The sequence below is a fragment of the Frankia torreyi genome, assembly GCF_000948395.1.
Taxonomy (GTDB): domain Bacteria; phylum Actinomycetota; class Actinomycetes; order Frankiales; family Frankiaceae; genus Frankia; species Frankia torreyi.
Map to the genome: position 1 here is coordinate 38,135 of NZ_JYFN01000051.1, position 9,388 is coordinate 47,522.

Sequence of the window (9,388 nt, forward strand, 5' to 3'; positions counted from 1 at the left end):
ATGGCCGAGCAAGTCGCGTTGTCGCGCCGGCGGGCGCTGTTCGGCGCCGCGGGCCTTGCCGGGGCAGGCGTGGTCGCGGCCACCGCCGCGGGCTGTTCGGACGACTCGTCGTCCGCGACCGCCGCAGCGCCCCGGGGCGTCGTGCCGTTCCACGGCGCGCAGCAGGCCGGGATCACCACCGACGCCCAGGACCGGCTCGCCTTCGCCGCCTTCGACGTCTCCGCCGGGGTGAGCCGGGACCAGCTACGCGAGCTGCTCGTCGGATGGACCGCGGCCGCCGCCCGGATGGCCGCCGGGCAGGCCGTCGCCGACGACGCCGCCGCGCCGCACTCGCCGCCGCGGGACACCGGCGAGGCGATCGGGCTGACCGCCGGCAACCTGACCATCACCTTCGGAGTCGGGCCGAGCCTGTTCGACGGACGCTTCGGCCTGGCCGGGCGCAGGCCCGCGGCGCTCGCCGACATCCCGCCGCTGCCCGGCGACAACCTCGACCCGCTACGCAGCCGCGGCGACCTGTGCGTCCAGGCCTGCGCCGACGACCCGCAGGTCGCCTTCCACGCCGTGCGCAACCTGCGCCGCCTCGCCCAGGGCACCGCCGTGCTGCGCTGGTTCCAGCTCGGCTTCGGCCGGACCAGCACGACCAGCAGCGGCCAGGACACGCCGCGGAACCTGATGGGCTTCAAGGACGGCACGAACAACGTCAAGCGCGAGGACACCGCGTCGCTGGACAAGCATGTCTGGGTCGGCGCGGACGGCGACCAGGCGTGGATGCGCGGCGGCACCTACGTCGTCACCCGCCGCATCCGGATGCTGCTGGAGTCCTGGGACCGCGACTTCCTCCTGGACCAGGAGCAGGTGTTCGGGCGGACGAAGGCGAGCGGCGCGCCGCTGGGGGCGGCCGAGGAGTTCGACCCGGTCCCGCTGACCGCCAAGGGGGCCGACGGCGAGCCGGTCATCCCCGCGGACGCCCACATCCGGCTCGCGGCCGCGTCGACCAACGGCGGCGCGACGATCCTGCGCCGCGGCTACTCCTACACCGACGGCGTCAACCAGGAGACCGGGCAGCTCGACGCGGGCCTGTTCTTCATCGCCTTCCAGCGCGACCCCCGCACCGGGTTCCTCCCGATCCAGCGCCGGCTCGCCGCGTCGGACGCGCTCAACGAGTACATCGTCCACACCAGCAGCGCCGTGTTCGCGATCCCGCCCGGCGTCCGCGACCCCAAGGACTTCTGGGCCAGCAGCCTGTTCACCGCCTGACGCCGCCCGTTCCTACTCAACGTCCGCCCCTTGCTGTCGCTGTGCGCCGACCGCCGGATAAGAGCACCGAGGATGTAGCCGCTCACGCGGCTGCGGCGGCCCGGTACGCAGCGGGCGCATCAACAGCAGCCTGACCGAGAACGGCGACCGGATCACGCTCGTCGCCCACGTCGCGCAGTTGCCCGGCAAGATCATTGAGCACAGCCGCGATCTCCGGGGACGCCGGGTAGAGGCCCACAGAGTCCCGCACCCAGGCGAGCGCGGCTGCATGCGCATGCAGGACCGCAACGACCCGGTCGGCAGCATCATCCGGCTGCTCGAGCAGTCGATCGACCAGCACCTGAGCCTGTGCGCGTTCATCGATCCCCGCCAGGCGCATGATCTTATCCTGTGGGGACCGGCAACAACCTCCTTCCGCGTCGCATCGTTGTGGCGGTGCGTGGCAGAACCTGCACGTGGAGGCGCATGCGATACCTGGGTGTTCGATGCTGAATACGCGGATCGAAACGCATCATCAGGCGAGGCGTGAAGCATTCTTCGCTGGGAAGGCGGGGCGGCGATGGGCATCAGCGTGGCGTCGGCCGTGGGAGAGAATGACTGCTATTCGTGTGCGGGCAACGCGGCGCTGGCCGGGCTGCCGCCGCGGGAGCGGGTGCTGATCGGGACGGGCTGGCGGGCGGCGCACGCGATCCGCACGGCGCTGCCGGGGTGGCTGGTCCTGGTCAGCCGGCGGCACGTCACCTCCCCGGCGGAGCTCACCGAGGCCGAGGCCGCCGAGCTCGGGGTCCTGACCTGGCGGCTGAGCCGGGCGCTGGTCGAGGTGACCGGCTGCGTGAAGACCTACGTGGCCGCGTTCTCGGAAGCCGCCGGGTTCGAGCATCTGCACATCCACGTCGTGCCGCGCGCCGCGGATCTGCCCGCCGCGGCCCAGGGCCCGGACGTCTTCACGTTCCTGCGCCGTCCGGAGGCCGAATGGGTGCCGCCGGCGGTGATGGACGACCTTGCCACCAGGCTCACCGCAGCGCTCGGCGCCGCGCCCTGACGCCTCCCGGCTACTGGTACAGCCCGGATGCCGGGATACCCGGATGCCGGGGATACCCGGAGCCGGCTCAGTCGACGACGGCCGGGGCGGTGGGGTCGTCCAGGTAGCCGAACATCATGGCTAGCTGGCCGGTGGTGTTGCGCTTCTCGGACAGCGGCGGCAGGGCGTCGCGCGGGAACCAGCCGACCTCGGAGGTCTCCAGCCCGCCACCGAGGCTCCCGCCGACCACCCGGCATCGGATGAAGATCTTGTAGGTGTCGTTCGGGTACGGCGGGTGGGCGTGGCGGCGCTTGTCGAGGACGGCGAGCAGGCGCTCCGGCTCGGCGCGCAGCCCGGCCTCCTCGAAGATCTCCTTGACGACGACCTCGGCCGGGGTGAGGCCGACGTCGGCCCAGCCGCCGGGCAGCGACCAGCCGCCATCCTCCTTCTCGCGGACGAGCAGGATCCGGTCGCCGTCGAACAGCACCCCGCGCACGTCGACCTTCGGCGTCTGGTAGCCGACCTCACCGCCGAAAAGGCCCTCCGCAGCCTCGACGGTGACGACGGTGCAGTGGGCCGCGATCTCGTAGCTGAGCCGCCGGAGCTGGGAGAACCGTTCGAGGTCGTACGGGTCCTGGGAGTAGGCGAGCCCGGCCTGGGCGATGGAGTGCAGCTCACGCACCCACGGCAGCCACTCGGGATTGCGCGCCCCCACCTGCTGCCAGGACGACTCTGGCTGGGCAGGCGGCTCTGGCTGGGCAGGCGGCTCGGACCGGGCGGGTGGCTCGGACTGGACGGGCCCCGCGGGCGCGGGGTGCGGCGGTGCGGCGTCCTCGGTCATGGCCTGATCCTCTCCTCCGGCCGGGCCCCGACGGGGCCCGGCCCGCGGGAACGTCGACGCGTCGGGCGGGCGGCGTCGAGGTTTCCGGCGATGCGTGCCGATTTCGGCGTGTCCATCGCGATGATCGGCGATCCTCGGGGGGTGAGCTCCTTTGCGGACGAGCCGTTCTCGGCCTTCCAGGCCTGGGCCGCCGAGGCCGGGGCGGACGGCCCTCCGGAGAACGTGGTTCCGGGCGTCGTCCCGGTCACGGCGGTCATCGGTCGGACGGCCGACACCGTCGTCGTGCTCGCCGGGCTGGCCGCCTGCGCGGACGGTGTCGCGGTGTCCGTCGAGGTGCTGTTGCGGCGGGGGGATCCCGGCGAGGCCGAGCTGTCGCCGAACCGTGGTTGGCTGCACGGGGCCCCGGTGCGGGTGCCCCTGCGGGTACGTTTTGCCGACGGTACCGAGACGACCGGCCCGGATTCGCCCCTCGAGCTGCCCCCGGGTCTCGGCCCGGACGCGACCGGCCCGACGCCCGTTGCGACGCTCACCTTCGGCGGCTCCTCGAGCGTCCCGGGCCGGACCCGGCTGCGCTACTGGCTGCGACCGCTGCCGCCGCCCGGTCCGGTCACCTTCACGACCTCGCTGGCGGCCCGGGGCCTGGCCGAGTCCACGCTGACCGTCGACGGCACGCTCATCCGCAGCGCCGTGGAGCGGGCGATCGAGCTGTGGCCGTCGGGTCCGGCGGTCGACGCCGACCCGGCGCCCGCCTAACGTCTTCAGGTCGTGCCCCAGGTGATCGCGGTGACCTGCGCCTGCGCCGCGGTCTTGGCAGCAGCGCCGGTCCGATGGCACAACGACATGCGTGCAACCGGCCGCGGTCACACGTACCGCGACCGGCTGTCACACCATGGAGCCGCCTACGATGCGGCCGTTCCGCGGTAGCCCACCGGGCCCTCGTTCGGGAACTGGGCCGTGCCCTGGAACGAGACGCCGTCGTTGAAGAAGGTCACGCTTCCGTTCCCCTGCGGGCCCGACCAGGACACCTGGGTCCCGGTGGCGGGCCGGCCCGACTGGGGCACGACGCCGTTCCGGTTGCTGATGACGATCTGCAGATCGCTGTCCTTGTGCCAGTCCGCGCCCGGACCGCCCCACTGGATTTCGGTGTGGTAAAGGGACATTTTTCCACCTTTCCTGTCCGCACGGCCGCATCTCGGCCCATGCAAGAATCCGACCGGCGAAAGAGAACAGAACAACCAGCCGGGCCCGTCCCGCGAGACAGCCCACAACGGTCGGCGGCCCATCGCACCGACGCAGAAAGTGAACCCCCGTGATTCAGCCGGCTGCCCGAAAAGGCGCATCTCGAACCGGCGCAGGGGAAGCGTAACGATCCCGGAACCTGGTGACAACACCCAGGTACGGCAAAATACCGTACCGAGTTACCAGAACCCATTATGCCCGTATTGCCCCGTCGGCACGGCTATCCAGGAAGAGACGGTGTCGTACGGGAAGATCCGTTCACCTCCCGGTGCCACCAGACCCGTCACGCGGACTGTGCCGCGGCCCGCAGCGCCGCGACCGCGTGCCGCACCGCCGGGCGACCCGCGTTGTCGGCGCGCCAGACGGCGTAGATGCTCCTGCCCAGGACCGGGCGCAGCGGGAGCACGCGGACCCCGGCCGGCACCGGACCCTGACCGAGCCGAGGCACCATCGCAAGCCCCATGCCCGCGGCGACCATCGCGAGCTGGGTCGAGTACTCGATCACAGTGTGCTCGATCCGGGGCTGGGCATCGTGGGCCCGCAGCGTGTGGATAAGCCAGTCGTGGCAGGTGGAACCCACGGTCCGGCTGATCCAGCGCTCGCCGAGCACCTCGTCGACGGCGATCCAGTCCCGGCCGGGCCCGGCGAGCGGATGGTCGGCGGGCAGCGCCACCTCCGCGACGTCCGCCATGAGCGTGGCGCGGTGGAGTCCGTCCGGCAGGGTCATCGGTGCGTTTTCCCAGTCCTGCACCAGGCCCAGGTCCAGCTCACCCCGACCGACCCGCACGAGGGGACTCTGGAAGTCCATCTCCTCGACCCGGACAACAAGGCTGGGATGCCCCTCTCCCAGCAGGCGCAGCGCGGCCGGCAACAATCCGCGGGCCGCGGTCGGGAACGCGCCGACAGTCAGCGTGCCGACCACCTTGCCGAGCTGCGCGTGAAGGTGCGCCTCCGCCTCGCTCATCATCGACAGGATGCGCTCGGCGTGGTCCACCAGCAGGGTCGCCGCAGCTGTGAGCCGGACTCCCCTGCCGTGGCGGAGCAGCAGGTCAGTGCCCGTCTCCCGCTCCAGCTTCGCGATCTGCTGGGAAACCGACGAGGTGGTGACATGAAGCATGTCCGCGGCTGCGCCGACCGATCCGTACCTGGCGACCAGGCACAGGACCCGCAATCGTTCCAGGTTCAACATATAAGCAATGCTACGCGGTGCTCATTAGTAGGTTTACCTTGTTCTCTCCGCCGGGGCGCGCCAATGATGGGCCGATGCCGCCACCATTCCGTCATAGCCCGCAGGCGTCGCTCCCGGCCGCCGGGAGTCGTGGCCAGGCCGACGAAAAGCCCTTGTCCTCGCACGTCGCCGGCCGAGCACTGCCCAGGGTCGGCTGGCGGATGCGGTTCGGACTGCTGGCGACGATCTGGGGACTCAGCTTTCTCCTCGTCAAGGTAGGCACGCAGGGATTTCCCGCCCTGCAGGTCGCGTTCGGCCGGGTCGCCTTCGGGGCGGCCGCCCTCACCGCCACCCTCGTGCTCAGACGCGACCGGCTGCCACGCGGGCTCGGGCTGTGGGCGCACCTCGCGGTGGCGGCGATGTTCCTCAACGCGGCCTCGTTCGCCCTGTTCGCCTTCGCCGCGCAGCGGATCCCCTCGGCACTCACCGGGATCTGCAACGCGACCACGCCGCTGTTCACGACGCTCGCCTCGCTCGTCGCCCTCCCGGGTGAGCGGCCCGTCCGACGTCAACTCGCCGGCCTGCTGATCGGCTTTCTCGGCGTCCTGGTCGTGCTCGGCGTCTGGGATGGTACGGCGGGACAGAGCATCACCGGAATGGCCCTGGCCCTGGCCGCGGCGACGAGCATGGGCGTCGGCTGGGTGTACGTGCGGCGTTTCCTGACCGGTTCGGGGTGTTCGAGCCTGGCGCTCTCGACCGGTCAGCTTGCCGCCGGGGCTGTGGAACTCGTGGTCGTTACCGCCGCCTTCTCGGACCTCCCGACCCGCTTCCCCACGCGATCGCTGCTCGCGGTGCTGGTTCTCGGCGTCCTCGGCACGGGTGGGGCGTTCCTGCTCCAGTACGGGCTCGTCCGGGACGCGGGCGCGACGGTCGCGGCGACGGTCACCTACGTCGTCCCCGTCGTGTCGACGCTGGCCGGGGTCCTGCTCCTCGGCGAAAGCCTGACGTGGAACGAGCCGGCCGGCACGGTGGTGATCCTCACCGGCGCCGCCCTGTCCCAACGCGGGGTCGCCGCCGCGGCGACCGCAGACCCGACCGCGAACGGCTCGTCCGCCCTCGGTCCTGCTGCGGTGACCGGCGGCCGCGGCGACCGCGTTCGCGGACACGGTCACTCCTTCGCACCACGTTGGCACGCAGCGCACAGACGCCCATTAGGATCATTCGGGAGGGATCGTCGCAAAAGGTGAGGGGGCTGGTTGTGGTGTCGAGCGCGGATCTACCCGACCCGGTTGGCGAGCAGCCGACGGACCGGGCCACGACGGACCGGGCCACGACGGACGGGCAGTGGTGGAAGTCCCTCGCGGACGAGCACGTCCCGGTGGCGCTGAAGACCGACCAGCCGCACTCGGCCCGGATGTACGACTACTACCTGGGCGGGAAGGACAACTTCCCCGCCGACCGGGAGGCCGCCGAGCAGGCCCTGTCGGTGTTCCCGAACGCGCGCATCGCCGCCCGCCAGAACCGGGAGTTCATGATTCGGGCGACCCGGTACCTGGCCGGCGAGGTCGGGATCCGTCAGTTCCTCGACATCGGTACGGGCATCCCCACCAGCCCGAACCTGCACGAGGCCGCGCAGAGCATCGCGCCCGACGCCCGGGTCGTCTACGCCGACAACGACCCGATCGTCCTGACCCACGCCCGGGCCCTGCTCACCGGCACCCCGGCGGGGCGGACCGCCTACATCGACGCCGACCTGCACGACACCGAGCGCATTCTGGACGCCCCGGAGCTGCGCGAGACGCTCGACCTGTCCCGCCCGGTCGCCCTGTCCCTGATCTCGATCTTCCCGTTCATCCCGGACACCGACGATCCGCACGGCATCCTGCGCCGGCTCCTCGATGCCCTGGCGCCCGGCAGCCACCTCGTCCTCACCCACCTGTCCGCCGACTTCGATCCCCCCGCCGCGTCGCGGCTCATGGACACCTACCACCGGCAGGGCATCCCGCTGCAGCTACGGAGCCGTGCGGAGGTCGAGGGGCTGTTCGCCGGCCTGGACCTGATCGACCCCGGCGTGCAGATCGTGCACCGCTGGCGTCCCGACGGCAGCGCGGCGGACCTGACCGACGTCCAGGTCGCCGGCTACGGCGGCGTCGCCGTCAAGCGCTAGCTGGGCTCCGGGCTTACCTCAGTTCCCGGGTTCCTGCCTGGTCAGGGGCACGGGGATCGCGGCCGCCTCCGTCAGTTCCGCGTCATCCGGGTCGGCGGATGGGTGGCCCGCCCCCGGACGGTCGGCAACGTCTCGAGGTGCCTTGACGAGGGTGGGCGATTCGACGAGGGCGGGCGGTTCGGTGGAGCCGTGGGCGAGGACCTGGCGCATGCGTTCGGTGTCGAGGACGCCTTCCCAGCGGGCCACGACGAGGGTGGCGAGAGTGTTCCCGCAGACGTTCGTCAGTGCCCGGCATTCGGACATGAATTTGTCGATGCCGAAGATGAGCATGATGGCGGCCACCGGAATCGTGTCGACCGTGGAGAGGGTGGCGGCGAGGACGATGAATCCGGAACCGGTGACGCCCGCGGCGCCCTTCGAGGTCAGCAGGAGCACACCGACGATGGCGAGCTGTTGGCCGATCGACAGGTCGGCGTCGACGGCCTGGGCGAGGTAAAGGGCGGAGAGGGTCAGGTAGATGCAGGTGCCGTCGAGATTGAACGAGTATCCGGTGGGCACGGTCAGCCCGACGACCTGTCGGGGGGCGCCGAGCGCTTCGAGCTTGCGCATGAGCTGGGGAAGCACCGGCTCCGAGGAGGAGGTGCCCAGGACGATCAACAGTTCCTCGCGGATGTAGCGCAGCAGCCGCAGAATGTTGACGCCGACGGCGGCGGCGATCGCGCCCAGAATGACGAGGACGAAGAACACCGAGGTGCCATAGAAGATACCGATGAGCTTGCCGAGGCTGGTCAGGGTGTCGACGCCGTACTTGCCGATGGTGAAGGCCATGGCCCCGAACGCGCCGACGGGAGCCGCGTACATGATGATCCGCATCACCTGGAACATCGCGGTACCGACCCGCTCGATCCCGGACGCGATGCCGGTGCCGGCGGACCCGATGAGGTTCAGGGCGATCCCGAACAACACCGCGAAGAACAGCACCTGCAGGATGTCGCCGTCGGCGAAGGCGCCGACCACGCTGCCCGGCACGATGTCGGACAGGTAGTGGCCCCAGCCCTCGCTCCTGCCCTGCTTGATGTAGCCGCCGACGGTGTCGTTGACGGCGAGGGCGGCAGGGTTGGCGTGCACCCCGTCGCCGGGTCGGAACACGTTCATCACGACCAGGCCGAGCAGGAGCGCGAGGCTGGTGACGGCCTCGAAGTAGACGATGGACTTCAGGCCGACGCGGCCCACCTTGCGCAGGTTGTCGACCTGCGCGATGCCACCGACGACGGTGCAGAACACGATGGGCGCGATGACCATTTTGATGGCGTCGACGAAGGTCGTGCCCAGCGGCTGGAGGCGGACCGCGAAATCCGGGGCGAGCTGACCCACGACGATGCCCGCGGCGATACCGGCGAGGACCCACACGTACAACTGGCGGTACCACGGACGGCGGACCCGCGGGGCCGGTGGAGCGGGCGCGGTCATCTAGGCCTCCTCGCCGGGCGGGAAAACCTTTCCCGGTGGTGTCGATGTTCGCGACCACACTGCTCAGCACCGGACCTCGTGTCACGGTTCTGCTCATATTCTCCAGACACGGCACCATGGTGCCCGTGCTCAATACCAGGAACTTAGGTTCTGATCGTGTAGGTTCGAGGGGTGCCGAGACGCGGTCAGGTGAAGGAGAAGCCCGAGGACCGGTTGGTGGACCGG

At 70.8% G+C, this 9,388-nt stretch carries 10 protein-coding genes; 5 read left to right on the forward strand and 5 right to left on the reverse strand.

The features are described from left to right. Nucleotides 1-1,257, forward strand: a complete 1,257-nt coding sequence (gene efeB, locus FF36_RS24005) for an iron uptake transporter deferrochelatase/peroxidase subunit (RefSeq protein WP_044887425.1) — start codon at nt 1-3, stop codon at nt 1,255-1,257. Between the two features lie 82 nt (nt 1,258-1,339). Here the strand turns inward: efeB and FF36_RS24010 are convergent, their stop codons facing one another. Further along, nucleotides 1,340-1,636, reverse strand: coding sequence for a hypothetical protein (locus FF36_RS24010; RefSeq protein WP_236706535.1), 297 nt, complete (start codon nt 1,634-1,636; stop codon nt 1,340-1,342). A gap of 180 nt (nt 1,637-1,816) precedes the next feature. Between FF36_RS24010 and FF36_RS24015 the strand changes: the two genes are divergently transcribed. Then, complete coding sequence (locus FF36_RS24015) at nt 1,817-2,299, forward strand: HIT family protein (protein WP_044887426.1); 483 nt, start codon at nt 1,817-1,819, stop codon at nt 2,297-2,299. Between the two features lie 67 nt (nt 2,300-2,366). On the opposite strand, the gene FF36_RS24020 is transcribed toward FF36_RS24015, so the two are convergent. Next, nucleotides 2,367-3,119: an NUDIX hydrolase gene (locus FF36_RS24020; RefSeq protein WP_082122184.1), complete on the reverse strand. Its 753-nt coding sequence runs from the start codon at nt 3,117-3,119 to the stop codon at nt 2,367-2,369. A 90-nt stretch (nt 3,120-3,209) separates the two neighbouring features. Here FF36_RS24020 and FF36_RS24025 point away from each other — a divergent pair, with 90 nt between their 5' ends. Continuing rightward, nucleotides 3,210-3,872, forward strand: coding sequence for a hypothetical protein (locus FF36_RS24025; RefSeq protein WP_044887427.1), 663 nt, complete (start codon nt 3,210-3,212; stop codon nt 3,870-3,872). Nucleotides 3,873-4,018: 146 nt separating this feature from the next. Here the strand turns inward: FF36_RS24025 and FF36_RS24030 are convergent, their stop codons facing one another. Both FF36_RS24030 and FF36_RS24035 read right to left on the reverse strand, forming a co-directional pair. Then, nucleotides 4,019-4,279, reverse strand: coding sequence for a hypothetical protein (locus FF36_RS24030; RefSeq protein WP_044887428.1), 261 nt, complete (start codon nt 4,277-4,279; stop codon nt 4,019-4,021). 362 nt (nt 4,280-4,641) lie between these two features. Then, nucleotides 4,642-5,547 (reverse strand): LysR family transcriptional regulator, encoded by a 906-nt coding sequence (locus FF36_RS24035; RefSeq protein ID WP_044887429.1) that lies wholly within the window; start codon nt 5,545-5,547, stop codon nt 4,642-4,644. A gap of 152 nt (nt 5,548-5,699) precedes the next feature. Here FF36_RS24035 and FF36_RS24040 point away from each other — a divergent pair, with 152 nt between their 5' ends. Together FF36_RS24040 and FF36_RS24045 are read left to right on the forward strand one after the other, a co-directional pair. Then, nucleotides 5,700-6,773: a DMT family transporter gene (locus FF36_RS24040; RefSeq protein ID WP_242422796.1), complete on the forward strand. Its 1,074-nt coding sequence runs from the start codon at nt 5,700-5,702 to the stop codon at nt 6,771-6,773. A gap of 5 nt (nt 6,774-6,778) precedes the next feature. Then, nucleotides 6,779-7,693, forward strand: coding sequence for an SAM-dependent methyltransferase (locus FF36_RS24045; protein WP_370657227.1), 915 nt, complete (start codon nt 6,779-6,781; stop codon nt 7,691-7,693). An 18-nt stretch (nt 7,694-7,711) separates the two neighbouring features. Here the strand turns inward: FF36_RS24045 and dctA are convergent, their stop codons facing one another. Beyond that, nucleotides 7,712-9,163 carry a C4-dicarboxylate transporter DctA gene (dctA, locus tag FF36_RS24050; protein ID WP_044887430.1) on the reverse strand — a complete coding sequence of 484 codons (1,452 nt, stop codon included), beginning with the start codon at nt 9,161-9,163 and terminating at the stop codon, nt 7,712-7,714. Nucleotides 9,164-9,388 lie beyond the last annotated feature (225 nt).